The 26438-nt window shown below is 58.7% G+C and carries 25 protein-coding genes; 14 read left to right on the top strand and 11 right to left on the bottom strand.

From position 1 onward, the window contains the following. The first annotated feature begins 38 nt into the window (after positions 1-38). The 7 genes from rmuC to glnQ all read left to right on the top strand — a co-directional run bounded on the left by rmuC (position 39) and on the right by glnQ (position 6710). Positions 39-1547 (top strand): DNA recombination protein RmuC, encoded by a 1509-nt coding sequence (gene rmuC / locus WA928_RS02995; protein ID WP_424299303.1) that lies wholly within the window; start codon positions 39-41, stop codon positions 1545-1547. 129 nt (positions 1548-1676) lie between these two features. Continuing rightward, positions 1677-2690: a methionine ABC transporter ATP-binding protein gene (locus WA928_RS02990; RefSeq protein WP_424299618.1), complete on the top strand. Its 1014-nt coding sequence runs from the start codon at positions 1677-1679 to the stop codon at positions 2688-2690. Then, positions 2687-3343 (top strand): methionine ABC transporter permease, encoded by a 657-nt coding sequence (locus WA928_RS02985; RefSeq protein ID WP_424299300.1) that lies wholly within the window; start codon positions 2687-2689, stop codon positions 3341-3343. Before WA928_RS02990 ends, WA928_RS02985 begins: the two co-directional genes overlap by 4 nt. 77 nt (positions 3344-3420) lie before the next feature. After that, positions 3421-4206: a MetQ/NlpA family ABC transporter substrate-binding protein gene (locus WA928_RS02980; protein WP_424299297.1), complete on the top strand. Its 786-nt coding sequence runs from the start codon at positions 3421-3423 to the stop codon at positions 4204-4206. Positions 4207-4378: 172 nt separating this feature from the next. Next, the gene (glnH, locus tag WA928_RS02975) at positions 4379-5125 is read left to right on the top strand and encodes a glutamine ABC transporter substrate-binding protein GlnH (RefSeq protein ID WP_424299294.1); all 747 of its coding nucleotides are present in this window, start codon (positions 4379-4381) and stop codon (positions 5123-5125) included. A 293-nt stretch (positions 5126-5418) separates the two neighbouring features. Then, positions 5419-5985: an ABC transporter permease subunit gene (locus WA928_RS02970; RefSeq protein WP_424299615.1), complete on the top strand. Its 567-nt coding sequence runs from the start codon at positions 5419-5421 to the stop codon at positions 5983-5985. Further along, entirely contained in the window at positions 5982-6710 is a 729-nt protein-coding gene (glnQ, locus tag WA928_RS02965) for a glutamine ABC transporter ATP-binding protein GlnQ (protein WP_424299291.1), read from the top strand. The genes WA928_RS02970 and glnQ overlap by 4 nt, the downstream gene beginning before the upstream one ends. Position 6711: 1 nt before the next feature. Here glnQ and WA928_RS02960 read toward each other — a convergent pair whose 3' ends face one another. The 3 genes from WA928_RS02960 to WA928_RS02950 all read right to left on the bottom strand — a co-directional run bounded on the left by WA928_RS02960 (position 6712) and on the right by WA928_RS02950 (position 9385). Beyond that, positions 6712-7431: a hypothetical protein gene (locus WA928_RS02960; RefSeq protein ID WP_424299288.1), complete on the bottom strand. Its 720-nt coding sequence runs from the start codon at positions 7429-7431 to the stop codon at positions 6712-6714. 197 nt (positions 7432-7628) lie between these two features. Beyond that, on the bottom strand, positions 7629-8336 hold the full coding sequence (murU, locus tag WA928_RS02955) for an N-acetylmuramate alpha-1-phosphate uridylyltransferase MurU (RefSeq protein ID WP_424299285.1): 708 nt from the start codon (positions 8334-8336) through the stop codon (positions 7629-7631). Continuing rightward, positions 8336-9385, bottom strand: coding sequence for an aminoglycoside phosphotransferase family protein (locus WA928_RS02950; protein WP_424299282.1), 1050 nt, complete (start codon positions 9383-9385; stop codon positions 8336-8338). Before WA928_RS02950 ends, murU begins: the two co-directional genes overlap by 1 nt. 129 nt (positions 9386-9514) lie before the next feature. Between WA928_RS02950 and WA928_RS02945 the strand changes: the two genes are divergently transcribed. Genes WA928_RS02945 through rsmA form a run of 3 tightly spaced genes read left to right on the top strand, consistent with a single transcriptional unit; the run spans position 9515 to position 14317 of the window. Beyond that, on the top strand, positions 9515-11884 hold the full coding sequence (locus WA928_RS02945; protein WP_424299279.1) for an LPS-assembly protein LptD: 2370 nt from the start codon (positions 9515-9517) through the stop codon (positions 11882-11884). Then, a complete protein-coding gene (locus tag WA928_RS02940; RefSeq protein ID WP_424299276.1) occupies positions 11881-13443 on the top strand; it encodes a peptidylprolyl isomerase in 1563 nt (520 codons plus the stop codon). The genes WA928_RS02945 and WA928_RS02940 overlap by 4 nt, the downstream gene beginning before the upstream one ends. A 4-nt stretch (positions 13444-13447) precedes the next feature. Continuing rightward, positions 13448-14317 (top strand): 16S rRNA (adenine(1518)-N(6)/adenine(1519)-N(6))-dimethyltransferase RsmA, encoded by an 870-nt coding sequence (gene rsmA / locus WA928_RS02935; protein ID WP_424299273.1) that lies wholly within the window; start codon positions 13448-13450, stop codon positions 14315-14317. Here the strand turns inward: rsmA and gloA are convergent. The 6 genes from gloA to glyQ form a co-directional block, all read right to left on the bottom strand. After that, positions 14314-14709: a lactoylglutathione lyase gene (gene gloA / locus WA928_RS02930; protein ID WP_350379805.1), complete on the bottom strand. Its 396-nt coding sequence runs from the start codon at positions 14707-14709 to the stop codon at positions 14314-14316. The two genes, rsmA and gloA, sit on opposite strands and share 4 nt — an antisense overlap. A gap of 74 nt (positions 14710-14783) precedes the next feature. Continuing rightward, positions 14784-15695, bottom strand: a complete 912-nt coding sequence (locus tag WA928_RS02925) for a M48 family metallopeptidase (RefSeq protein WP_424299270.1) — start codon at positions 15693-15695, stop codon at positions 14784-14786. Beyond that, entirely contained in the window at positions 15685-16413 is a 729-nt protein-coding gene (locus WA928_RS02920) for a lysophospholipid acyltransferase family protein (RefSeq protein ID WP_424299267.1), read from the bottom strand. Before WA928_RS02920 ends, WA928_RS02925 begins: the two co-directional genes overlap by 11 nt. After that, on the bottom strand, positions 16410-16964 hold the full coding sequence (gmhB, locus tag WA928_RS02915; protein ID WP_417275913.1) for a D-glycero-beta-D-manno-heptose 1,7-bisphosphate 7-phosphatase: 555 nt from the start codon (positions 16962-16964) through the stop codon (positions 16410-16412). The genes WA928_RS02920 and gmhB overlap by 4 nt, the downstream gene beginning before the upstream one ends. Then, positions 16961-19093 carry a glycine--tRNA ligase subunit beta gene (gene glyS / locus WA928_RS02910; protein ID WP_424299264.1) on the bottom strand — a complete coding sequence of 711 codons (2133 nt, stop codon included), beginning with the start codon at positions 19091-19093 and terminating at the stop codon, positions 16961-16963. Before glyS ends, gmhB begins: the two co-directional genes overlap by 4 nt. Beyond that, positions 19090-19983 carry a glycine--tRNA ligase subunit alpha gene (glyQ, locus tag WA928_RS02905; protein ID WP_350380223.1) on the bottom strand — a complete coding sequence of 298 codons (894 nt, stop codon included), beginning with the start codon at positions 19981-19983 and terminating at the stop codon, positions 19090-19092. The genes glyS and glyQ overlap by 4 nt, the downstream gene beginning before the upstream one ends. A gap of 96 nt (positions 19984-20079) precedes the next feature. Here glyQ and WA928_RS02900 point away from each other — a divergent pair, with 96 nt between their 5' ends. The 3 genes from WA928_RS02900 to WA928_RS02890 are packed head-to-tail and all read left to right on the top strand — an operon-like array spanning position 20080 to position 23228. After that, a complete protein-coding gene (locus WA928_RS02900; protein ID WP_424299260.1) occupies positions 20080-20847 on the top strand; it encodes a crotonase/enoyl-CoA hydratase family protein in 768 nt (255 codons plus the stop codon). Next, complete coding sequence (locus WA928_RS02895) at positions 20847-22370, top strand: fumarate hydratase (RefSeq protein WP_417275916.1); 1524 nt, start codon at positions 20847-20849, stop codon at positions 22368-22370. The genes WA928_RS02900 and WA928_RS02895 overlap by 1 nt, the downstream gene beginning before the upstream one ends. Positions 22371-22397: 27 nt before the next feature. Further along, positions 22398-23228 carry an HpcH/HpaI aldolase/citrate lyase family protein gene (locus WA928_RS02890; protein WP_424299257.1) on the top strand — a complete coding sequence of 277 codons (831 nt, stop codon included), beginning with the start codon at positions 22398-22400 and terminating at the stop codon, positions 23226-23228. On the opposite strand, the gene WA928_RS02885 is transcribed toward WA928_RS02890, so the two are convergent. Next, positions 23225-24058 (bottom strand): thymidylate synthase, encoded by an 834-nt coding sequence (locus tag WA928_RS02885; protein ID WP_424299612.1) that lies wholly within the window; start codon positions 24056-24058, stop codon positions 23225-23227. The genes WA928_RS02890 and WA928_RS02885 overlap by 4 nt on opposite strands. Positions 24059-24137: 79 nt before the next feature. Further along, positions 24138-24560, bottom strand: coding sequence for an OsmC family protein (locus WA928_RS02880; protein ID WP_424299254.1), 423 nt, complete (start codon positions 24558-24560; stop codon positions 24138-24140). Between the two features lie 202 nt (positions 24561-24762). Between WA928_RS02880 and WA928_RS02875 the strand changes: the two genes are divergently transcribed. Then, positions 24763-26436, top strand: a complete 1674-nt coding sequence (locus WA928_RS02875) for a cbb3-type cytochrome c oxidase subunit I (RefSeq protein ID WP_424299251.1) — start codon at positions 24763-24765, stop codon at positions 26434-26436. Positions 26437-26438 lie beyond the last annotated feature (2 nt).

Raw genomic sequence — 26438 nt, 5'->3', positions numbered from 1 at the left:
TCGGTTGAATGCGCTTCCGGGATGGCGCATGAGGGCAGGTGGCCCCTTTGCGTGGCCGCCTGTGCGATGATGTCAGTTTGCTTGGACAGACGCAGGGTCGTATTGTGATGTCGTTTTCTTTAGACGTGGTGTTGGCGTTGATTTTGGCCTTTCTGGCGGGCGGCTTGTCTGTCTGGTGGCTGTTGCGCCGGCGTTTGGTGGCATTGTCCCAGCAGGCGCAGTCGGCCCACCACGAGCAGGTACGCTTGCAAGCCACGCTGGATGCCCAGACTGGCCAGATCAGCCAGAATCAAGCGGATTTGGCTGCAGCGCGCGAGGCCGCCGGCCAATGGCAGGCCAGGGCACAAGAGCAAGACCTCGAACTCACCCGGCTGCAGGCGGTGCACCACGAGAAACTGGCCCTCATCGAAGAACTGAAACTCAGTTTCGAACAGTCCAGAGCCAGCTTGCGCACCGAATTCCAGAATCTTGCCAATCAGGTGCTCGAAGAAAAAGGCAAGACATTTGCACAGACCAGCCAGGCCTCCCTGGATGGCTTGCTGCGCCCGTTTCGCGAGCAAATCGAAGGCTTCCAGAAGCGCGTCAATGAAGTTCACGATGCGTCGCTGCGCGGGCAAACCCAGTTGGGGGCCGAGATCCGGCGCGTGCTGGATATCGGCCTGAAAATGAGTGCCGAAGCCCATACGTTGGCCACCGCGCTAAAGGGCGAAAAAAAAACCACTGGCAACTGGGGTGAGATCCAGCTCGAGCGCAGCCTGCAACTGGCCGGTCTGGTGCAGGGCGATCACTATCAGGCCCAGGCCAGTTTTCAGGACGAATCTGGGCATCGGCGCCAGCCTGACTTCATCATCAAGCTGCCTGATGACAAGCATCTGGTCATCGACAGCAAAGTGTCTCTGGTGGATTACGATCGTGCCATTGCGGCAGAAACCGATGCCGAGCGGGAAACGGCCTTGTCGGCGCACGTGCAGGCGGTCAGGCATCACATCGACGATCTCGCATACAAGGATTACAGCAATCTGGTGGGCATGAAAAGCCCCAGTTTTGTGTTGATGTTCATGCCGATCGAACCCGCCTACATCGAAGCGATGAAACATAATCGTGATCTCTTTGACTACGGTTATGGGCGTAATGTGATCCTGGTGTCTCACACCACGTTGATGCCCATTCTCAGAACCGTTGCCAACCTGTGGATGGTGGCCCGGGCCAATGAGCAAACACGGGCGCTCAGCGACATGGCAGGCAGCTTGTACAATCAGGTGGCCGTGGTGGCAGAGCGTCTGCAGAAACTCGGCAACACGCTAAATACCGTCAGCACGCATTACAACAGTGCTGTTACTGCTGTGGCAGGCCAGCAGGGTCTGTATGGCAAGGTAAACCGCTTTGCCGAGCTTTCCTCCAAGGCCAACAAGCAATTGCCGGCACTCGACCCCATGCATGCCGATATCGAGGTTCAGCGCCTCGAGGCTGTATTGCCGGATGCCTCGGATGCAGGCACTGGTACGCCCCCAGATACGCTGCTACCGCAAACCCGGTCGCACGAATAATCCCGGCACAGGTGTTGCTTATCACTTATCGTTATAAGTTTGGCAGCTAACCCTGTGAAACCGCATGTTAAATTCTCGACCTGACGGTTCTGCCGATCCAGAACCTTGATTATTGAATGGCCCTTTATCTTGATTGATCTCGAGAATATCCGTAAGACGTTTGATTCAGCCGGTCGCGTGGTGCACGCACTGGCTGATGTCAGTCTCAATATCCGCGAAGGCGAGGTCTTTGGCATTATTGGCCGTTCAGGTGCGGGCAAGAGCACCCTGATCCGGCTTTTGAATTTGCTCGAACGCCCCACAGAGGGCGCGGTACGGGTGGATGGACACGACATCACCCAGTTTTCGGACGCGCAACTGCGCGAGTACCGCCACAGCGTGGGCATGGTGTTTCAGCACTTCAATTTGCTGCGTTCGCGCACGGTGCTGCAAAACGTGTGTTTTCCGCTGCGCCTGGCTGGTTTGTCCCGTGCTGCGCGCGAGGCTCGGGCGCGCGAGGTGCTTAATCTGGTGGGCCTGTCGGATCATGAGCACAAGTATCCGGGGCAGTTGTCGGGTGGCCAGCAGCAGCGCGTAGGAATTGCGCGGGCATTGGCCAGCCGACCGCGGCTGCTGTTGTGTGATGAGGCTACATCTGCGCTGGATCCCGAAACCACCCAATCCATTTTGCGCTTGTTGGGTGATATCAACCAGCGCCTGGGGCTGACGATTGTCCTGATTACACACAGCATGGATGTCATCCGGGCCGTATGTGATCGGGTGGCTGTCATCGAGGCGGGTCGTATTGTCGAATCCGGCCAGGTGCTTGAGGTCTTTTTGCATCCACAACACGATGCCACCCGGGCACTGCTCTCGGAAAGCGGGCTGGATGGTGGTGAGGGTTGGCGCGCCATGGCGCAAGGAATCTCAGGGCGCTTGCTGCGTCTCAGCTTTCGGGGCGATGCCACGGGCACGCCGCTGCTCAGCCAGCTCAGCCGGGATCTGCGCCTGGATCTCAGTATTTTGCAGGGCTCTGTCGGCCGCATCAAAGAGACTCCCTATGGCCAATTGGTGGTGGCTGCGCAAGGGGCCGCAGAAGATCTGGATGCACTTGGCGGCGCGCTGGACCGGGCCGGTGTGAACTACGAGGTACTGCGCACATGATGGCCAACGTGGATTGGTGGCTGATTACTGAGGCCACCATCGATACTCTGCTGATGACAGGGTTTTCTTTACTGTTTACAGTGCTGATCGGTTTGCCAGTGGGGGTGCTGCTGTTTCTCACCAGCCCTGGTCAAGTCATGCAGCATCGGGGCCTTTATCAAACCACCGCGTTTATCGTCAATGTGCTGCGCTCGGTGCCGTTTCTGATTCTCCTGATTGTCATGATTCCCATGTCGCGCCTGCTGGTGGGGACGGCTCTTGGGGTGCAGGGATCCATTCCACCTCTGGTGGCCAGTGCTGCACCGTTTTTTGCCCGTCTGGTTGAAAACGTATTGCGAGAGCTGGATCCAGGGGTGAGCGAAGCCTGCCGTTCGATGGGGGCCAGTTCGCGGCAAACCGTCTTGTGGGCGCTGTTGCCCGAAGCCACCACCGGGATTCTCGCGGCGATTGTCGTCACCGCCATCACCCTGGTGGGGTACTCGGCAATGTCAGGTGTGATTGGCGGCGGCGGCCTGGGTGACCTTGCTGTGCGCTATGGCTATCAACGCTACCAGGCCGATGTCATGGCTGTCACCGTCGTCATATTGGTGATCATGGTGCAAGTGTTTCAAGTGCTGGGCGACCGCTGGGTTGCCCGGTTAAACCGGAAGTAATCGTCCGGCGGGTAGTATGCCGTGCCGTCTCGTGTCTGCGCGGCCGGTAATCCTTATTGGTGTTTCAGGAGGCTTTTATGTTGAAGAAATTTGTACCCGCGCTGGTACTAGTGTTGCCATTGGCGTTTGCTTTGCCCACTCATGCCGAGACGCTCTCGGTGGCGGCCACTCCCGTTCCTCATGCCGAGCTGCTGGAGCTTGTGAAGCCCGATCTGGCAAAAGAAGGGGTGGATCTGGATATCAAGGTGTTTACGGACTATGTGCAGCCCAACCTGCAAGTAGCCGACAAGCAGATCGATGCCAATTTTTTCCAGCATCAGCCCTATCTGGATTCTTTTAACAAAGAGCACGACACCAAGCTGGTGTCGGTGGGTGCGGTACACGTCGAGCCCTTTGGCGCGTATTCGCAAAAAATCAAAGACATCAAGGATCTGAAAGACGGCTCTTTGGTGGCTATTCCCAACGATCCTTCCAATGGCGCCCGCGCCTTGCTGTTGCTGCAAAAGCAGGGGCTGATCAAGCTGAAAGACCCCAGCAATATTTTGGCCACTGCACGTGATGTGTCCGAGAACCCCAAGCATCTGGAATTTCGCGAGCTTGAGGCAGCCACTTTGCCGCGTATCTTGCCCGATGTGGATCTGGCGCTGATCAATACCAACTACGCGCTGGAAGCTGGCCTGAATCCGATCAAGGATGCGCTGTTCATCGAGGACAAGAACTCGCCCTATGCCAACCTGGTGGTCACCCGTGCCGATCGCAAAGACGACCCCGCCATCAAGAAGCTGGTTGCTGCCCTGCAGTCTGACAAGGTGCGCGACTTTATTCTGAAGCAATATAAGGGTGCCATCGTACCGGCATTCTGATTTGGCCCTGCGGGGTAAAACCCTTTTCGGTGCTAGGGGATTTCCCCAGAAATTGCCAAAAGGCCCGGGTGTTTTGCTGATTTTTCGGCGGAGCACCCGGGCCTTTCAGTTAACATAAGCGCTGGGCACGGCCTGCAGGCCGACGCAAAAACATCCCACAAGGAGACTTCATATGTTGCCAAAAACCCTCAAAGCAGCCCTGTTGGGCCTGGCCTTTACCCTGGCCCTTCCAACCGCACAAGCCGCCGACAAAGAGCTTGTGGTTGCCACGGACACCGCCTTTGTGCCCTTCGAATTCAAGCAAGACGGCAAATACACTGGCTTTGATATTCAGCTCTGGGAAGCCATTGCCAAGCAGGCAAATCTCAAGTACCGCCTGCAGCCGATGGACTTCAACGGGATTATTCCCGGCTTGCAAACACATAACATTGATGCGGCCCTGGCCGGCATCACGATTCGTCCTGATCGCGCCAAAGTGATCGACTTCTCTGATCCCTACTACGAGTCTGGTCTGGCCATCCTGGTGTCCAAAGACAGCAACATTAAAACTGCCAAAGACCTCGAAAACAAAATGGTGGCAGTCAAGATTGGTACGGCAACCGTTGATTACATGAAAGCCAACGTGCCATCGGCCAAGCTCAAGCTGTTCCCCAATATCGATAACGCGTTCCTCGAACTCGCCACCGGCCGGGTAGATGCGGTTGTGCACGATACCCCCAACGTCCAGTATTACGCCAAGACGGCTGGCCAGGGCAAGGTCAAGGTTGTCGGTTCGCTCAAGAGCGGCGATTACTACGGGATTGCCTTCCCCAAGGGCAGCAAGTTGGTTCCGGTGGTCAACAAAGCATTGGCTGAAATCAAGGCCGACGGTACCTATAACAAGCTCTACGAAAAATGGTTTGGCAAGATGCCTGAATAATCCAGGCGCAGGACATTATCGTGACTTTCGAATGGTCTGCAATCTGGGCCGCCTGGCCTGATCTCATGGCAGGGGCCTGGATGACTATCCAGATCACCCTGCTGGGGCTGGTAGGCGGCTCCATCATCGGTGGCCTGGCCGGGGTAGTAGTTACCTATGTTCCGGTGCCGATTACCCGCCGTACCCTGGGCTGGGGTGCTGTCACGCTGGTGGTTCTGGTGGCGCTGTGGCGTCTGCTGTCCTGGCTGGCTGCGGGGCCACTGGCCGAAGTGCCCGATAGTGTCTGGTGGAGCCTGCGTGCTGTGGTTATCCTTCTGGTGCTGTGGCGCGGCCTGGTCTGGGTGCCGGTGGCGTTGTCGGTGATCTCCCAGATTTACATTCTGGTGATGCGGGGCACGCCAATTGTGGTACAGGTGATGTTCATCTACTTTGCCTTGCCGCTGCTGGTCAATATTCGCATCGACGGATTTACTGCCGCCACCTTCACCCTCATGATCAATGCCGGGGCTTATATTGCCGAAATCGTCCGTGGCGGCCTGCTGTCTGTGCCCAAGGGGCTGCAAGAGGCCGGCCAGGCCATGGGCTTGCCGTTTTACAAGATTCTGGCCCACATCATCGGGCCAGTGGCGCTGCGGCGCATGATTCCCACCATGGGCAATCAGTGCATCATCAGCCTTAAAGATTCTTCTTTGTTCATCGTCATCGGGGTGGCAGAGCTTACCCGGCGGGGCCAGGAAATCATCGCCGGCAATTTCCGTGCCGTCGAAATCTGGGGTGCGGTGGCCGTCATCTATCTCATCATGACAGGCTTTATCGCTGTGGTGCTCAAGTTTATTGAACACAGGACCCGCATCATATGAGCATCGTCGAATTCAAAAACGTTACCAAGAGCTTTGGTGACAACGTTGTGCTCAATGGCATCGATCTCACCATCGAACCCGGCGAGGTGGTGGTGGTTGTGGGGCCCTCGGGTTCCGGAAAATCCACCTTCTTGCGCTGCATCAATGTGCTCGAAACCATTCAGGGTGGTGACATTATCGTCAACGGGCTCAGTGTGCTGGGCAAGGCCTCCGAAGTGCGCGAACTTCGGCGCGAAGCGGGGATGGTGTTTCAGCAGTTCAACTTGTTTCCACAACTGACAGCCCTTGAAAACGTCATGTTTGGCCCGCAGCACACGCGCGGCCTGCCCAAGGCACAGGCCCGGCAGCAGGCTCAAGAGCTTCTGCAAAAAGTAGGCTTGGCCGAGCGTGCCGATCATTACCCGGGGCAGCTCTCTGGTGGTCAGCAGCAGCGGGTGGCTATTGCCCGGGCCCTGGCCATCAAGCCACTGTTGATGCTATTTGACGAGCCTACTTCAGCCCTGGATCCCGAGCTTCGCCACGAGGTTCTGGGGGTGATGCAGGCGGTGGCTGAAGAAGGCATGACCATGATCGTGGTTACTCACGAGATGGAATTTGCCCGCAAGGTGGGCAGCCGTCTGATCTTTATGGATCAGGGAAAAATTGTCGAAGACGGCACGCCAGAAGCGCTGCTGGAGAATCCCCCCACCCAGCGGTTGCGGGATTTCCTGCAGCACGTCAGCTGATTTATCTGGCTGTGGTTGCGCGGATGGTTCGGGTGGCAATCACCTTGTCCGAGCCCTCCGCCGTGATCTGCACCGTCACCTGACGCAGCCGGTAGGCTTTGGGAAGCTCTGTGTCGCCTTCAATGACGATGTAGCGGCCCATGTCCAGCGGCTGGGTGTTCAGGTCGACATACACGGTTTTACCGTTAGGGTAGGTGCCTACGCCCACCAGTTTTACTTCGCCGCGCAGTTGGCCCACCTGAGACTCACCCTCAGGCAAATCCTGGATCAGTAGAACCTGATAATGCAGGCTGCCCTCGCGCACCACCATATCGGCACTGCGGATACCTGGAGAAGTGCCTCGAGGGTCTGGTGGGATGGCAGCAATCAGGGTAGAGACACCCGCGGCCATATCGGCAGTTTGCTTGCGCAATTGCTGGGCCTGCTGGGTGGCGTCTTGCTGGCTGGATTTTGCCTGGCCAATTGCTTGCCGTAACGATTTTGCTTCGGCTGATAAGCGCTGGTTTTCGAGGTTGGATGTGTTCAGGTCCATCCGGAGTTGCTCGGATTGCTCGACTGTCAGCCGTTGTGGCCCATAGCTGCGTTGCAAAAATAGAACGCCGCCAGCCCCGACGGCAATACCTGCAATCAATAGCACCAGCCAGCGCGGGATACCTCGACGGCGCCGGGTGTAGCCATAAGGAGTAGGTTTGAATGTGGGGCGGCTGGAGCCAAGAGACATAAGTGGAATTCCTGAAGCGGCAAGGCTGAGTGCAGGCCTGCCCCCGGTAACAGGCCGACGGGGCAAAAGGGAGCGCGAAAGACCGTTAGCATAAACGGATTGCCTTGCGGATCCTGGGCGAATCTACAGACGGTTGCGAAATGCCAGAACTGGTTAGACGATAAATTGCCGTGCGTCGTGCCCGGCAAAGCATCAGTTTAGCAGCCTGCCCGGCCGGTTTTGTCTTGCAGTGCGGCATCAAGCTCGGCAAGTCGCGCTGGTGTGCCGACATCCACCCAGCGCCCTGCGTAATACAGGCCCCGCACGGTGTGGTGCTGCATGGCGTTGCGCAGCAAGGGGGCCAGCGGGGCGGGCTGGTGTGCAGACGTATGAGCAAACAGCCGGGGGTGATACAGGCCAATGCCGGCGTAGGTAAGCCCGGTACCCGGGGAGGGATCCGCCACCAGGCTGCCATCTGGCAGCAGGCCGAAATCGCCCTCGGGGTGGTGTGCAGGGTTGTCTACCAGTAGCAACTGCGCCAAGGTTTGCGCTGTCCAGTGGTCTGCCCATCGCAGTGCCTGGGCAGGATTCCAGTCGCACCAGATGTCACCATTAATCACCAAAAAGGGTTGATCCTGAAAAAAAGGCAGGGCGCGGGCAATGCCGCCTGCGGTTTCCAGAGCGGTGGTTTCGGCTGAATAGTGCAATCGCACCCCCCAGGCTTGTCCGTCGCCCAAGGCTGCTTCGATTTGCTGGCCCAGCCAGGCGTGATTGATCAGTACTTCGTGGATGCCTGCCTTGGCCAGCCTTTGCAGGTGCCAGACAATCAGGGCTTGGCCACCCACCACCAACAGCGGCTTTGGGCAATTGTCGGTGAGGGGACGCATGCGCTGGCCCCGGCCGGCGGCCAGAATCATGGCCCGCATCAGAACGAATACCCATCTTGGCGTGGCTGGTCGTCCAGCTGATCCAGCAAGCGCAGTAGTGGGCGAAACGGTTGGTAGCGGCCGGCCACTTGCTGTACGTAAGCCAGGACTCGGGGGATGTGATCAAGGTAATGGTGCTTGCCGTCGCGATGGGACAGGCGGGCAAAGACGCCAAGAATCCGCAAATTGCGTTGCAGGCTCATCCACTCGTAGTGCATGTGAAACTGTGCAAAATCGGCTGGGACAGGCAGCCGGGCGTCTCGGGCGTATTCCCAGTAGCGGATCGCCCAGTCAAGTTGCGTGGGCTCGTCCCAGGTGGTGCGGGCATCCATCACCAAAGAAGCGATGTCATAGCTGATGGGGCCGCACACCGCATCCTGAAAATCGATGATGCCCGGGATGTAGTCGGGGGCACCGGCTCCCAGCATCAGATTGGGAGAATGATAGTCGCGGTGCACAAACACCTGCGGCTGGGCGGCGGCTTGTTGGGCCAGCAACTCGAAGATCTGTGCCAGGGCATTGAGCGTGGCGTCATTTGGCGTGTGTTGATGATGAACCTGCAGATACCATTGCGGAAACAGCTGAAGCTCTTGCACCAGACGGGCGGCATCGTATGCGGGTAAGCCACCGGCCGGGCATTTTTGCATCTTTACCAGCGCTTGCAGTGCACCGCGCATGTGTTGCTGCCAGGTGGTGTCGTCTTGTGTGGCGCCGTTTTGGATGGTTTCGTAGAAGGTTTGGCTGCCGAGATCGCTGATCAGCAAAAAACCCAGGGAAAGCTCTTGGGCAAAGATCTCCGGCACCTGCAGGCCCCCGCGGGTGAGGCGTTGGGCAATATCGATAAAAGGCGTGCAGTCTTCTTGCGGTGGAGGGGCGTCCATGACAATCCGCGGACCGGTATCGGATTGCACCCGGAAATAGCGGCGAAAGCTTGCATCGCCAGAGACAGGGGTGAGCGTATTGGGATGTAAGCCGAAAGGGGTGGCAAGCGTATCGAGCCAGTGCTGCAGGGCGGCCAGGCGAGGGTCGGCAGATGTGGTGTGTGTCATGGGAAGTAGCGGTTGTAAAACGGGCTGCCCGCACGCGAGTGGCTGAGCTTCTCTATAATACTGGGTCGCTGGTCAAAGTGGTGCGCAGATCAGTTATTGTGTCTTCTCTTTTAAAGGGGCCGGGTCTTCGTGCATTGGATCAGCCGCATCATTCTCCTGAGTGCTCTTCTGTCTGCTCCCGTGGTTCAGGCGGATTCGTCGGCGCAAGCAGAGTCCATGCGCACAGTCAGCAGCCTGAGGCTGCATTCCGGCTTGCCCGATGATCGTTTGCCCGCTTTTATTATCGGCGACGACCTTACCCGTCACACCGACGGTCGGGTATCTGTGCAGGGCGATGCGCAGGTGCGCCGTCTCGATGGCGTCATCAAGGGCGACCGCATTGATTACAACCCCAACACCGGAGACGTCGAAGTGCGTGGTCGGGGCTTGCTGATGCGCGACGGTAATATCATCAAGGGCCCACACGTTCAGTTCAACACCCAAACAGAACAAGGCATCGTTCAGGCGCCCGATTTCTGGCTGGGGGCCACCGCAGGCCATGGTCAGGCCCAGGAAGCAGAAGTCCTTGGGCGCCAGCATATGCGGCTGCACGAAGTGCACTACACCGGCTGGCATGGCCGTGATGCCGCGTGGTGGATCGATGCCAGCAAGGTGGATCTGTATCTTGATGAAAACGAGGGTGTGGCGCGCAATGGTGTGCTGCGTTTCAAGGGTGTGCCGATTTTGTATTCGCCCTATCTGACGTTTCCCCTGGGCAAAGATCGAAAAAGCGGGTTTCTCGTGCCTACCTACGGCACCTCCAGCAACGCCGGTATCGAGATCACCACACCGTATTACTTGAATCTTGCGCCCAATTACGATGCCACGCTGCTGCCGCGCTACCTGAGCAAGCGCGGCCTGTTGCTGGGTACCGAAGTTCGTCATCTGGGCACACGCTCGCACACCGAGCTCTTTGGCACCTACATCATGCGTGATCGTCAGACGGACGATAAACGCTGGATGTATTCGGTGCAGCACACGCGAAGCCTGGGCGGTGGCCTGCAGGCCTATCTTGACGCCCGCCGGGTGTCGGATGATGATTATTTTCGGGATTTCTCTTCGTTTGGATTGTCGGATGCAGCCATTACCTATATGCCCAGCCAGGCCTTGCTTACCTGGTCGGGAGGCCCGCATTTCAGCAGCTCCTTGCAGTTTTATCGTTACCAGACCCTGCAAGACAGCACGGGTTCGTTTTTAGCGCCGCCCTACGATAAATTGCCCGAGTTTCACTTTCGTGCCCAGCACTATGGCTGGAACGGCTTCGATGTGGTGTCGGATAATTACGTCACGCGGTTTGTGGCGCCTATTTACCAGGGCGATGCCTTTCCCCAGCAATCGGGCCGTCGGCTGATGCCCAATGGTACGCGGATGACCTCCTATACATCCATTGCGCGGCCATTTATCTTGCCAGGCGCCTATCTCACCCCCAAGATAGGCCTGCACATGAGCCAGTACGAAACCGACTGGTTCTACGATTCCATCCAGGGCTTGCCGCCAGAGCTTCTCGGCCAGCCAAACAGTCAGTCGCGGGTATTGCCGATTGCTTCTCTGGATATGGGCCTTACGCTGGAGCGTGACAGCAGTTTTTTTGGCAACGCTGCAGTGCAAACCTTAGAGCCGCGTCTTTACTATTTGTACGTGCCCTATCGCGATCAATCTGGCTTGCCGGTTTTTGATACCGGCATGGCCTCATTCAGTTACCAGCAGGCCTTCGACGAAAACATCTTCAGTGGTGGCTGGGATCGCATTGCCAATGCCAATCAGCTCACGGCTGGCATTACCACCCGGTGGCTGGATGCTGATACGGGCTTCGAGCGCCTGTCGTTGTCTGCGGCCCAACGCTTTTATTTTGCCGACCAGCAAGTGACCTTGCCTAGCCAGACGGCCCGCAAGGCCACAGAGTCTGATTATCTGCTGGGGGCCAAGGCAGCACTTACTGATAATTTTTCGGTGTATTTCGATGGGCAGTTTGATCACGACACGCAAAAACGCAACCGGCTCAGCTCCGGCGTGCGTTGGACGCCCAAGCGCCTGGCTACCATGTCGCTGTCGTATCGCTACGAACGCGACCCCAATCTTTACACCGATCCTTACCGGGTCTTGCCCCCAGGGGTAGACCAGCAGTCCCGCGAGCAGGTCAGTTTCACGGCCCAGTGGCCGCTCATGCGGCGCTGGTTTGGCGTGGGCCGTTATGATTACTCATTGGCCGAGAAACGCAATACGCAGTCAATCGTCGGTCTCGAGTACCGGGGTGACGGCGGTTGGGCGGCTCGCGCAGTGTTGCAGCGCTATGCCGTATCCGCCGAAAAAACCAACACAGCCCTGTTTTTGCAGCTGGAGCTCACCGGCTTGGGATCTCTGGGCACCGACCCCATGTCCCTGCTCTCCGACCGAATCACCGGTTTCAGAACCACCACTCCGTCCACGCCTGACAAAACTGTTTTCGAGAGGTATGAATGATGCGTCATCCCGCCGGTATGTTTTTTCTGGCCCTGGTGCTGGGCAGCAGCCTTGCACTGCCGGTGGCCTCGGCTGCACAAACTGGGGCGGCCAAGGCGGCCAAAAGCAGCCATGCCCAGCCTCCGGCACAGCAATTTGTCGATGGCATCGCTGCAATCGTCAACAAGCAGGTCATCACACTCAGCCAGTTGGCCGACAAACAGGTGCAGGTGCGCCAGCAGATGAAGGCGCAGAACATCCCTGTGCCCCAAGAAGACGTTTTCAAGCGTCAGGTGCTGCAGCAAATGATCAATGCAGCCTTGCAAGACCAGGAAGCCGCCCGCGTGGGTATTCAGGTCAGTGACGCTCAGGTGCAAAGGGCCGTGCAATCGATTGCCCAGCGCAACGGCATTACGGTCGACCAGCTCAAAAATGAAATCGTGCGTAGTGGCATGGATTGGGATCAGTATCAGTCCGAGATCCGCACCCAGATTCAGGATGATCGCTTGCGCCAGCGCTTTGTCGAAGACCGCATCAGTATCAGTGATAGCGATATCGATGCGTTTTTGCAGACGCACCAGGATCTGGCTGTGCCCGTGCCACTGACGGCAGGGCAGCAACAGCAAATCCAGCAGCAACACGAAGCCCAGATCCGGCAGCAGCAAGAGCAGCAGGTGGCCGCACAGCGTGCTGCGATGGCCAACGCAGGGCCAGAGCTTTTCGAAGTGGCGCAGATCCTCATCGAGGTGCCCGATTACGCTTCCAACGAAGTCGTGGCTCAAAAGCGCAAAGAAGCCGAAGCCATTTTGCGCAAGCTTAAATCCGGAGCCGATTTTGCCGGCCTGGCTGCAGCATCCTCCAACGGCCCTCAAGCCCTTGAGGGGGGCAAGATGGGCATACGCCCGCTCAAAGACTGGCCGGATCTCTTTGCCAGAACCATCAAGGATATTCCGCCCGGCGGTGTCAGTGGTGTGATCCAGAGCGGTCGGGGGTTTCATATTCTCAAGGTTCTGCGTCGCGGCTACGCCCAGCGCCCGGTACCCAAAAAAGCACCTGTCCAGCAGCCGGCGCCTGTGCCGGCGCCCCAGCCGCCTGTCCATACCGGCGCAGGCCCAATGATGGTGACGCAAACGCATGCGCGCCACATTCTGATCAAAACTGATAAGGTCACTTCAGATGAAAAGGCCCGTGCCATTCTCGAGGGCCTGCGCAACCGAATCGAACATGGTGAATCCTTTGCCGAACTCGCCAAGCGCTATTCCCAGGACGCCTCCGCCCCCAAGGGTGGCGATCTGGGCTGGCTGAATCCTGGCGAAACCGTGCCTGCCTTCGAGTTGGCCATGGGCCACCTTAAAAAGGGTGAGGTCAGCGAGCCTGTCAAAACACCGTTTGGCTGGCACCTGATTCAAGTTGAAGACCGCCGCAGCAAAAACATGGAAACCGAGTTCCGTCGCATACAGGCGCGCCGCGAGCTTGTGCAGCGGCGCATTGGCCCGGCCTACGAAGATTGGCTCGATCAGCTGCGCAGCCAGGCGTATATCGATAACCGGCTCGACCATACCCAAAGCGGAACCCGTTAAGCCCATGGCTCATCAGGCACGCAAACGATTTGGCCAGCACTTTCTCAGCGACGAATCCGTCGTGGATGCCATCGTGCGTGCGATCGACCCTCTACCCTCTGATACCATGGTAGAAATTGGCCCGGGCCTGTCGGCCCTGACCGCACCGTTGCTGGGCCGACTCAAGCGCCTGGTGGCCGTCGAGCTTGATCGTGACCTGGCGCACAGGCTTCGCCAGCAGTGGCCTGATGAGCGCTTGCATCTCATCCAGGCCGATGCGCTGGCTGTGGATTTTTCCGAACTGCAGGCCGCGTGCGGCCCGCTGGCAAGCGATACGGCTGCATCAGCTGCTCCGGCGTCTGACGCAGATGCTCGACAGCCTGCCAAGCTGCGCATCGTGGGTAATCTGCCCTACAACATTTCAACCCCGCTGTTGTTTCATCTGATGCAATGGGCTGATCAGGTACAAGATCAGCATTTCATGCTGCAGCGTGAAGTCATCGATCGGATGGTGGCACGGCCAGGCGATAGCCAGTATGGCCGGCTGTCGGTGATGTTGCAGGCCCGCTACCGTATGGTGCATCTGTTTGATGTCCCACCCACAGCCTTCGACCCGCCTCCCAAGGTGATGTCTGCCATTGTGCGCATGCGCCCGCTGGCGGCCGACAAACGCCGTGCCCCGCAAAACCCGGCGCTGTTTGCGCAACTGGTGTCTCGGGTTTTTGAGCATCGCCGCAAGATGATCCGTGGCAGTTTGGGGGCCTGGGCGGCTCAGCTGGATTGGGAGCGCCTGGCGATCGCGCCGACGGCACGCCCCCAAGAGCTCACGGTAAACCAGTTTATGGATTTGGCCGACGCCCTGACGGGTGTGGATGCCGACCAGACCAGGGTTTAGTCTTCGCGGCCTTGCTTCTGGATGAGTTCGATCTTGTAGCCGTCGGGATCCTGCACAAAGGCGATCACGGTATTGCCGTGCTTCATGGGGCCGGCTTCGCGCACCACCAGACCACCACGGGATTTGATCGTGGCGCAGGTATCGTAGGCGTCTTCAACCTCGATGGCTACGTGGCCGTAACCATCGCCCAGGTCGTAAGATTCGGTATCCCAGTTATGGGTAAGTTCGAGCACGGCGCCTTCGGATTCGTCTTGGTAGCCGATAAAGGCCAGGGTAAAGCGGCCCTCCGGGTAATCTTTTCGACGCAGCAGCTGCATGCCCAGTACCTCGGTGTAAAACATCAGAGAGCGGTCGAGATTGCCGACGCGAAGCATGGTGTGAAGAAGTCGCATGATGCCATCCTTGATCGTTTGGACTGTCCTATCATACGCATATTTTGAGGTGCCTGGCGCGGGATGCCGGGCCCCTAAAAGAGCGGCAGGCTTCCTGGGTGATGCTGCGCCAGGGCATCACGCGCCTGCTTGAAGTCCGGGTACAGGTGCTCCACCTCGCGCCAGAATGCCGGGCTGTGGTTCATCTCGGTCAAATGGGCCACTTCGTGTGCCACCACATAGTCGATCAGCGTCGAAGGCAGGTGGATAAGACGCCAGTTCAGGTGGATACGCCGGGTGCTGGAGCAAGACCCCCAGCGCCCTTGCGCATTGGAGAGGCGCCAATCCAGAATGGTTTGGCCGGCTCGCGCCAGCGTGGCCTGCAGACGGATACCAAAATCCCGGCGTGCCTGCTCTTGCAGCCAGCCTTGAGTGCGTTCCTGGATACGGCTTGGGCCAGCGTTATCAGGCAGAGGCAGAAACAGCAGGTCGTGGTGGTCAGGACTCGCCTGGTTGCCCGAAAAATGCAGGGTACGGGCGCTGTCCAGCGCCAGCTCGATCATCACACCCAAATACGGGATGTGGCCGCCCTTGCGCCACTGGGCGGGCTGCACGGCCAGCACGTCCAGGCGCTGTTGCGCGGCCCGCAGCTTGCGGTCGATCCAGTCTGCCTTGGTGTGGATGGCGGTTTCAATCTGGCTTTGACTCGCCCAGGACGGTGCCTGGATCAGCAAGTGTGCGTCGCGGATTGTCAGGCCGATGGATCGTCTGTGTGAGCGTCGTAGGCCGTACTCCAGCGGCTCTCCCGGGCGCAACAGCAGCTTGCGCCGATAACCCGTGGGTGGCAGCCAGGGCTGTGGCGTCAGCACAAAAAGTGGCGCAGGCGAGCTGTCCGGGGGCGGGGAAGTGGATGGCGGCGGGCTTTCTCCGCCGGCCCGGGGCCGTTTTGGTAGCGATGCGGGTGCCGCGCCGAACAAGCTTAATTGTTGTGGTGCATCAGTGGTCATAGCGCTCTGGATTGAGCTGCCGCATTTCGGCTTCTATCCAGTCACGAACTGCGTTATTCAGGGTTACCGGGTTATAGCCTTTGGGGTCGATGGCTGGCCCAAAGGAGACCGTAACCATGCCTGGCGTCTTGATAAACGCATTGCGCGGCCAGCGTTCTCCTGCATTGTGTGCCACCGGTATCACCGGAACGCCTGTCTTGCATGCCAGCATCGTGCCGCCCTGTTTGTAGCGGCCCACCTCGCCGGGGGCGACACGCGTGCCTTCGGGAAACAGCACAGGCCAACGACCTTCTTTGAGGCGCTGGCTGCCAATGCGTACAACTTGTTCGAAGGCTTCACGCCCCTTGGCCCGGTTGATCGGGATCATGCTGAGCAGTGCTAGGCTCCAGCCAAAAAACGGCACATGGTGTAGTTCTTTCTTGTACACAAACACCACGTCGCGTGGCAGTTTGACCGCGAAATAAAGGGTTTCCCAGGCGGACTGGTGCTTGGACAAAATAATGGCCGGGCCTTCTTTGGGCAGGTGCTCCGTGCCGCGCACCTGATAGCGGATGCCAAGGATCCAGCGCGCGCCCCACAGGGCCAGCCGTGGCCAGCCCAGCGTCAGGCGGTAGCGCCATGTCAGGGGTAGTGGGGCCCAAAGCACACAGCACAGGGCATAGGGGATCACGGTGATGACCAAAAAGGCCATATAAAGGGTGGATCTCAAAAACGTCATGACTGGGTCTTTAGCAAGGCATCGGCCACCGCGGCCAGGTCGTCGTGTACTTCGGTGCCGGCAGGCAGCTCTCCACTGGTGCCGGATTGATTCCAGGTGGCTCGTCCTTTACCGGTAAGCACTAGATACGGGTGGCAACCTGCACTGGCTGCCGCTTGCAGGTCTCGCAGGCTGTCGCCCACCAAGGGAACCTCGCTTAAAGAGACATCCAGGCGCCGGGCGATATCGTGCAGCATGCCCGCTTTGGGCTTGCGGCAAGTGCAGCCGTCTTCTGGGCCGTGCGGGCAAAAGAAGATGGCGTCGATGCGGCCACCCGCTTCTGCCACGGCTTGACGCATGCGGTCGTGGATGGTTCCCAGGGTTTCCATGGAAAAAAGCCCGCGTGCAATGCCCGATTGGTTGCTGGCCACTGCCACATACCAGCCGGCGTGGCTGAGGCGGCCAATGGCCTCGAGACTGCCGGGAATGGGGATCCATTCGTCGGGCGATTTGATGAAGGCGTCACTATCGTGATTGATGACGCCGTCGCGGTCGAGAATGATGAGCTTCACTGTGCCAGCCTGGAGAGATCGGCGACTTCGTTCATCAGACCGTGCAGGGATTTGAGCAAGGCCAGGCGATTGTTGCGTAACGCGGTGTCTTCGGCCATCACCATGACATCCGTAAAGAATTGATCGACAGGGCCACGGGCCTGGGCTAGCACCGCCATGCCAGCGGCAAAATTGCCGGCAGCAAGTTGTGCCTGAGCCTGCGGAGCCAGCTGCTGAATGGTTTGCGCCAATTGCTGTTCGGCAGGTTCTCGCAGCAAGCCTGGATCAAATTCCGGCAAGGTGCCATCTGCTTTCTTAAGCAGGTTGCTGACGCGCTTGTTGGCGGCTGCCAGGGCGGTGGCCTCGGGCAGGTTGCCAAAGGCCATGCAGGCCTGGACACGGGCAGAAACCTGATGCAGCGGCGGGTGCAGGGCCAGGACGGCATCCACAGCGGTGCGGTCTGCATGCGTGACTAACTGGTTGCGGTAACGCTCGTAGATGAATTCGAGTACGGCCGGGACGGTGCCGGCAGCCAGCATGCCCGGGGCAAAGCCTGCTGCGGTTTCATCCAGCAGGGCGGCCAGGCGGGCGGGGCTGTCTTCGCTGGCGCGCAGATAGCCGCCGGCGGTGAGCTGCTCGTAGGCGCTGATCAGGCCCAGCGCAGCGCGGCGCAGGCCGTAGGGGTCGCGCTCTCCGGTGGGGGCCAGCCCGATCCCCCAGATGCCCACCAGGGTTTCGGCCCGTTCTGCCATAAACAACACGGCTGCCGTCAGTGTCTCGGCGGATACCGGCTGATCCAGGCGGATCTGGTACTGATTGCGCAGGGCCAGGACAAGCTCGGGGAGTTCTCCGTCGTGGGCGGCATAGTACGAACCCATGATGCCCTGCAGTTCTGGAAACTCGCCCACCATCTGGGTGCCGAGGTCGGCATGGGCCAGCATGGCAGCTTTGGCAGCCACCAGGGGTGCGCCGCCCAGCAGCGGCGCCAGCCAGCGTGCCAGCTTGCGCACACGCTCGGTGCGTTGCAGCTGGGTGCCCAGTTTGTTGTGGTAGACGCTATGGGCCAAGTCGGCCACGCGGTCGACCAGAGGTGTTTTGAGATCGGTCTGATAGAAAAACTGTGCGTCGGCCAGGCGTGGGCGCACCACGCGCTGGTTGCCCTGGATGATATGCGAAGGATCTGCCGGCTGCATGTTGCTGACGATCAAGAAACGATGTGTCAGTGCGTTTGTGGCCGGATCAAACAAGGGAAAATATTTTTGATTGAGACGCATGGTCAGGATCAGGCATTCTGGCGGTACAGCCAGAAAGCCTTCGTCGAATTCGCCCACGTATACGGTGGGCCATTCGACCAAAGCCGTCACCTCGTCGAGCAGCGCCTCCGCTTCGGGAGATTGTCCGATAGTGGCGCTCATTTGGGCAGAGGATTCAGCCAGCTGCGTGGCGATACGGGCGCGCCGCTGTGCAAACCCGGGGATCACGTAGCCCTGCGTCTGTAGTGTCTGTGCCCAGGTGTCTGCCGATGCAATGCTGAGTGGTTCCTGGCACAAAAACCGGTGTCCGCGTGTGATGCGGTCGGCCTGCAGCCCCAGTGCCTGAACAGGCACAACGGTATCGCCAAAAAGGGCCAGCAAATGATGCGCGGGGCGTACAAACTTGACGCTGGTGTGTCCGTCTGCCAGCTGATATTGCATCATCTTGGGGATCGGCAAGTGCGTGACGGCGTAATCCAGCGCCAGCTGCAGCCCATCGGCCAGAGAGGAGCCGGGGGCAGTGCCTTCAGCGTACAGGATGTCCTGCTTGCCGTCGTGGCGGGAGATGAGATCGGAGGGGCTCAGGTGAGCCAGATTCTTGGCCTGCAGCTTTTTAAGCAGTGCCGGGCTCGCGGCACCCTGGGCGTCCAGGCCGATGCTGGCGGGCATCAGTTTTTCGGTGTAAGCCTGGTCAGGGGCGTGTTCCAGCACGGCGCTCAGGTGGATGGCCAGCCGCCGAGGCGTGGCATAGGCCTGAAAGCTGCAGTCTGCAGCCAACAGATGATGCTGCTTGAGTACTTTGTGCACGCTGTCGGCAAAGGATTGGCCCAAGGCGTCGAGCGCTTTTGGGGGGAGCTCTTCGGTAAGCAGCTCGAGGATCAGGTCGCGGGTGCTCATGCCTGTGCCTCCAGCATGGGAAACCCAAGCCGTTCGCGCGAATCAAAGTACGCCTGGGCCACCGCGCGGGACAGTACCCGGATACGGCCGATATAGGTGGCGCGTTCGGTGACGCTGATGGCACCGCGGGCATCCAGCAGATTAAATGTGTGAGCCGCCTTGAGCGTGGCCTCGTAGGCCGGCAGGGCCAGTGGCACTTCGATCAGACGTTTGGCCTCGGATTCGTAATCGTTGAAATGAGAAAACAGCATGGGTGTCGCGGCGTATTCGAAGTTGTAGGTGGATTGCTCGACCTCGTTTTGGTGAAACACGTCGCGGTAGTACACGCAACGCCCGTCGGGTGCCTGTGTCCAGACCAGATCATAGACAGACTCAACCCCTTGCAGATACATGGCCAGGCGCTCAAGCCCGTAGGTGATCTCGCCCATGGTCGGGTTGCAGTCCAGCCCGCCTACTTGCTGGAAGTACGTGAATTGCGTGACTTCCATTCCGTTGAGCCAGACCTCCCAGCCCAGCCCCCAGGCGCCCAGGGTGGGGTTTTCCCAATCGTCTTCTACAAAGCGGATGTCGTGCTGCTGGGGATCGATGCCCAATGCCCGCAAAGAGCCCAGGTATAGATCGATGATGTCGAGGGGAGCAGGCTTGAGCACGACCTGGAACTGGTAATAATGTTGCAGACGGTTGGGATTGTCGCCGTAGCGGCCGTCTTTTGGACGGCGTGACGGCTGCACGTAGGCAGCGCGCCAGGGTTCGGGGCCAATGGCCCGCAAAAAGGTGGCGGTGTGTGAAGTACCGGCCCCGACTTCCATGTCGTACGGCTGCAGCAGGGTGCAGCCCTGCCTGTCCCAGTATTGCTGGAGGGATAAAATAAGTTGTTGGAATGTAAGCATGGCGTGGCGGGGTATCCGCAAAGGTTCTGTCTGAAACTCGGGTACAGTGCTGGCTGCGCCCAAAACGACCATTTTATCCACTTTGTCGGAGAACACATGAGCGAGTGCCTCGAGGTGCAGCAACAAGATGGGATTTTGATCCTGCGCCTGAATCGTCCACATGCCCGCAATGCAGTCAATCTCGAGGTAGCCCAGGCCCTGGCGGCTGGGCTTGATCAGTTGGATGCCGATCCTGATTTGCGTCTGGGTATTCTCACCGGCGCGGGCGGGCATTTCTGCTCGGGCATGGATCTCAAGGCATTTGCGGCCACCGGACAGCGGCCCTATGTCGGCAATCGGGGCTTTGGCGGCTTGTGTGAGCGCCCGCCCAAAAAGCCGCTTATCGCCGCGGTCGAAGGCTACGCACTGGCGGGTGGTTGCGAACTCGCCCTTGCCTGCGACCTGATCGTTGCCGCTGAAGACGCCAGATTTGGGGTTCCTGAGGTCAAACGCGGTCTGGTGCCTGGGTCTGGTGGTATGTTGCGCCTGCCCGCACGCATTCCTTATCATGTGGCCATGGAGGCGGTACTGACGGGTGATTTCCTGGATGCTGGCCGATTGCACCAACTGGGGTTGGTGAACCGCCTGGCCCAGCCGGGACAGGCACTTGAATCCGCGCTGGCCATGGCCCGCACCATTGCTGCCAATGGCCCGCTGGCCGTGCAAACCGCCAAGGCCATCATCTCGCAATCGCGCAACTGGCGTCCCGAGGACATGTTTGATCTTCAGCGGCCACGCATTGCGCATATCTTCAGTTCCCAGGATGCCCACGAAGGAGCAACTGCCTTTGCTGAAAAACGTGCACCTGTCTGGAAAGGAAAATAATGACCACCATCTCCGAAGACGACCTGATCCAGTCAATTGAAGATGCTGTTCAGTTCATCAGCATCTATCATCCTTTGGATTACATTCATCACTTGGCGCGAGCCTACGAGCTTGAAGAAAGCCCGGCGGCGCGCGATGCCATTGCCCAGATCCTCACCAATTCGCGTCTGTGCGCCGAAGGCCACCGGCCCATTTGCCAGGACACCGGCATCGTCAACGTCTTCATGAAAATCGGCATGGATGTCCGCTTTGATACGCAGCAAAGCTTGCAGGCTCTGTGCGACGAAGGCGTGCGGCGTGGCTACACCAATCCCGACAACCCCTTGCGGGCGTCCATTCTCGATGACCCCCTGTTTACCCGCCGCAACACGCGGGACAACACCCCCTGTGTTTTGCAGGTAGAGCTTGTACCAGGCAACACCGTGGATATCCAGGTGGCAGCCAAGGGCGGTGGCTCAGAAAACAAAAGTAAGTTTGTCATGCTCAATCCCAACGATTCGGTGGTGGATTGGGTGCTGAAAACCGTGCCCACAATGGGAGCAGGGTGGTGCCCGCCCGGCATGCTCGGTATCGGGGTGGGTGGCACGGCCGAAAAAGCCATGCTGATGGCCAAGCAGTCTTTGATGCAGGACATCAACATGTATGAGCTGCTTCAGCGCGGGCCACAAAACAAACTCGAAGAACTGCGTATCGAGCTCTATCAGAAGGTCAATGCCCTGGGGATTGGAGCCCAGGGCCTGGGCGGCCTTACCACCGTACTTGATGTCAAGATCCAGACGGCAGCCACTCACGCAGCATCCAAACCCGTGGCCATGATCCCCAACTGTGCGGCGACGCGCCACGTGCATTTTGTGCTGGATGGTTCAGGTCCGGCTGATCTTCCACCCCCACCACTGTCCGAGTGGCCGGATGTGCACTGGACACCTGATTACAAAGCCTCTCGTCAGGTTAATCTCGATACGCTCACGCCCCAAGAGGTTGCCACCTGGAAGCCCGGCGAGCGCCTCTTGCTGTCCGGGCATATCCTCACGGGCCGCGATGCAGCGCACAAGCGTATTCAGGACATGCTGGCCCGAGGCGAATCCCTGCCGGTTGATTTTGCTGGCCGAGTCATCTATTACGTGGGGCCCGTCAGCCCGGTGCGTGACGAGGTCGTGGGGCCAGCCGGCCCCACCACATCTACCCGGATGGACGCCTTTACCGAGATGATGTTGGGGCAAACCGGCCTGCTGGCCATGATTGGCAAAGCCGAACGTGGCCCGGAGGCCATTGAAGCCATCCGCAGGCATCAGTCTGCTTATCTGATGGCGGTGGGCGGTTCCGCCTATTTGGTGTCCAAGGCCATTCGGGAAGCCCGTGTGGTGGGCTTCGAAGACCTCGGCATGGAGGCCATCTATGAGTTCCGTGTGCAGGACATGCCGGTTACGGTAGCCGTAGATGCGCGCGGCAGTGCCGTGCACACCACCGGCCCCAAAGAGTGGCAGCAACGCATTGCTGCGCGGCGGGTGGCTGCCAAGGCTTGATCGACCTGGTTTAAAGGGGGATACACCATGCAAGAAACTTTGATGCGCTCTGCGCTTTTTGTGCCGGGCAATCGCCCCGAGCGTTTTTCCAAGGCCATCGCCAGTGGTGCGGATGCGGTGATCGTGGATCTCGAAGACTCCGTGGCACCCGACGCCAAAGAAGCGGCGCGTGAGGCCCTGGCGCGCCATGCGCAACAGTCGCCGCAAGATCATGTCTGGGTACGTATCAACGACGGCACAACCCGTTGGTTTGAAGACGACCTCGCACTGTGCCGCTCCTTGCCGTCTGTGGTGGGCATTATGCTGCCCAAGGCACAGGCCGCCGATCACGTGTATCAGGTGTCGGGGGCCGGTAAGCCACTGATCCCGGTGATCGAGTCTGCCCAGGGTCTGCGGATGCTCGATAAAATTGCCGAGGCCAACGGTGTGGTGCGTCTTACCTTCGGCATTCTTGATTTGATGGTCGAGTTTGGTACTCGGCCACACACCGAAGGGGCCGGGAAGGTTCTGGATCAGGTGCGTTTTCAGGTGCTGCAGGCCAGTCGCATGCATGGCCTGGACGATCCTATTGACACGGTCTTTGCCGATTTCTCCGACCTTGATGGTTTACGGCAATCAGCGACGCTGGCACGGGATATGGGTTACGGCGGCAAGCTGTGCATCCACCCCAAGCAAGTAGAGATGGTGCATCAGGTATATCAGCCCCTGCCTGAAGAACTCGACTGGGCCCGGCGCGTGTTGGATCACGCCGAGAAAACCGGCGAGTACGCCTTCCGGCTGGATGGCCGTATGGTCGATCTGCCGGTCATTGAAGGTGCCCGTCGCATCTTGCAACGCGTGGGGGGCTCTGGTCTCTAGACTGCAATAGGCGCAGAGATGCCCGGATATGGGTTGTAGTCAACGATCTCGAAGTCTTCAAACGCATAGTCGTAGATCGAGTCTGGTTTGCGCTTGATGCGCAGCGCGGGCAGTGTGCGTGGACTGCGTTGCAGCTGCATGTGGATCTGCTCTGTGTGGTTGGAGTAGGCATGCAGGTCGCCCAGGCTGACCACGATTTCGTGCGGCTCAAGATTGCATTGTTGGGCCAGCATGTGTGTCAGCAAAGCCAGCGAGGCGATGTTGTACGGCAATCCCAAGAAGCTGTCCGAGCTTCTGATGTAAAGCAGCGCTGATAATTTGCCTTCTGCAACATAAAACTGATACAGCAGATGGCAGGGCGGCAAGGCCATCCGGCCTTGCCGGGCGTTTTCCTGGGGGCTGATTTTTTCGTCCGGCAGGTATTCGGGATTCCAGCCATGAAACAGAATGCGGCGGCTATCGGGATTGTTTTTTAGAGTGTTCACCACATAATCAATCTGATTGATGGTGCCGCCGTCTTTGGTGGGCCATGCCGTCCATTGCTTTCCGTACACGGGGCCCAGCTCGTTGTCTTCGGTGGCCCACTCGTTCCAGATGCTGACACCATGCGCCTGCAGCCATGAGACATTGGTGTTGCCACTGAGAAACCAGATAAGTTCGTTGGCGATGCTCTTAAAGTGCAACTTTTTTGTGGTGAGCAGCGGAAACCCGTTGGCCAGATTGTGCCGCAGCTGGCGGCCGAACACCGAAGTGGTGCCGGTGCCGGTGCGGTCGCCCTTGGCCACGCCGTTGTCGAGAATATCTTGAAGAAGTTCGAGGTATTGCTTCATACTTACATCCAATTGTTCCGGCAGTGCTCCCGACATCCAGAAAAATGCCATGTCCGTTTGCCTTTTTGTGGATAAAGGCTCAGGCAGCCAGGATTTCCACCGAGTGCGTGATGCGGGCAGTTTTTTCGAGCATGGCGACAGCCGAGCAATACTTGGTATGGGAGAGTTCGACGGCGCGCTCTACAGCCGATTGCGGCAGGTCTTTGCCGGTAACCTGAAACGCAAAGTGGATTGCCGTAAAAACTTTTGGCTCGGTTTCCGCACGCTCGGCAGTGAGTTTAACCCTGCAGCCCGTGATGGCATGGCGGCCTCGTTTGAGGATTAACACGACATCGTAGGCGGCGCACCCACCTGCACCTGTCAGTACAGTTTCCATGGGGCGAGCCGCCAGGTTCTGGCCGCCCCCCTCGGGGGCGCCATCCATTGCCAACACATGGCCGCTGCCGGTTTTGGAGATAAACAGCATGCTGCCAGGGCCTTGCCAGTCTAGGGTGCATTCCATTGTTTCAAGTCCTGTGTTTAAGAGTTCAAAGCATCCAAGAGCCGCCTGACGCCTGGCTGAAACCCCCATATTGGATGTGGGTTTGTACGTATTGTGTAAGTTCGCAGATTTATCATAGATCAAAACTAACGCTACAATCTCACGTTGCCGATCCGGGCCCATACCCGAGATCGGGCTTCGATTGTCCTTCACTGGAAGCGCTGTGGATACCGTCACCGTATTATTAATGACCTTTATTTTGTCCGTCACTGGGCTGGGTGTTTTTATCTGGTCTTTGCGTCGGAACATGTTTGATGACAACCCTGCTGCGGCCGGGGTCATCTTCTCAACAGGCGAAATCGGCCACGTTGAAGACCCCTCTGCCACACCAGAGCAACGGGCTGGTCTGCAACAGATTGTTACCGACGGCGGCAAGGCTGTCATCGACCCTTCCCTGGCTGGCAAGCTCAAGGCCGAGCTCGCCGAGCGCATGGAGGCCGACCAGTCCACAGCGTATGTGACGTTTGTGTTCCTGTCCTGTGCGATTGTCTGGCTGGTGGCCGCGTCCACGTTTGGCCTGATCAGCTCCATCAAGCTGCACAACCCCGAGTTCCTCACCCAATACGCCTGGCTTACCTTTGGCCGCACGCGCACGCTGCACCTTAATATGGTGGCCTATGGCTGGTGCCCGATGGCCGCCTTTGGTATCGCCATCTGGGTGCTGCCGCGTTTGCTCAAAACCCGCCTGTATGGCGGCCGCTTTGCATTGCTGGGCTGTATGCTCTGGAACGCCGGCATCATTGCCGGGTTGGGTGCCATTGCCGCCGGCATCAACGACGGCCTCGAGTGGCTCGAAATCCCCTGGCAAATCAGCATTCTGCTGGTAATCGGTGGTTCACTCATTGCATTGCCTCTGGTGTTCACCCTGCGCAACCGCAAGGTTGATCACCTGTACGTGTCCATCTGGTACATGGGCGCAGCGCTGTTCTGGTTTCCCGTGCTGTATCTCGTGGGCAAGGTGCCCGGCGTGCACTTTGGGGTTGAGCAAGCCACAATGAACTGGTGGTTTGGCCACAACGTGCTGGGCCTGTATTACACCCCGATTGCCTTGGCCTCGGTGTATTACTTTCTGCCCAAGATCATTGGCCGCCCCATTCAGTCCTACAACCTGTCGCTCATCGGGTTCTGGGCGCTGGCCTTCTTTTATGGCCAGGTGGGCGGGCACCACCTGGTGGGTGGGCCGGTGCCGCACTGGCTTATCTCGCTGTCCATTGTTCAGTCGATGATGATGATCATCCCTGTGCTGGCCTTCTCGGTCAACCAGCACCTCACCATGCGTGGCCACTTCAAAACCATGTATTACTCGCCCACGCTGCGCTTCATTGTGCTGGGCGCCATGATGTACACGGTCAGTTCCTTCGAGGGCTCTCTCGAAGCCCTGCGCAGTGTCAGCCGGGTGGCTCACTTCACGCACTTCACGGTGGCTCACGCGCACCTGGGCTTGTATGCGTTCTTCTCCATCGTCATGTTCGGTGCTATCTATTTTGTGATGCCCCGCGTGATGTCCTGGGAATGGCCGCATCCTAAGCTGATCATCGTGCACTTCTGGCTCGTGGTTGTGGGTATGGGTATCTACATTATTGGCCTGTCCATCGGTGGCTGGTTGCAAGGTCTTGCCATGCTGGATCCCGCCCGCCCGTTCATGGATTCGGTGCTGGTCACCATGCCCTATCTCGAAGCCCGCACAGTGGGTGGCTCGTTGATGACCCTCGGTCATCTGGTGTTTGCCGTGCACTTTGTGCAGATGGCGTTGCGCTATGGCCGCGATCGCGTCGGCCCGGCCTTGTTGCATAAACGTAAGTCTCAGCCTGAAGTTCAGGCGATTGCAGGTGCCTGATC

This window comes from Castellaniella sp., from assembly GCF_049651205.1.
Lineage (GTDB): Bacteria > Pseudomonadota > Gammaproteobacteria > Burkholderiales > Burkholderiaceae_B > Castellaniella.
This window is presented reverse-complemented; position numbering and strand designations above follow the sequence as displayed.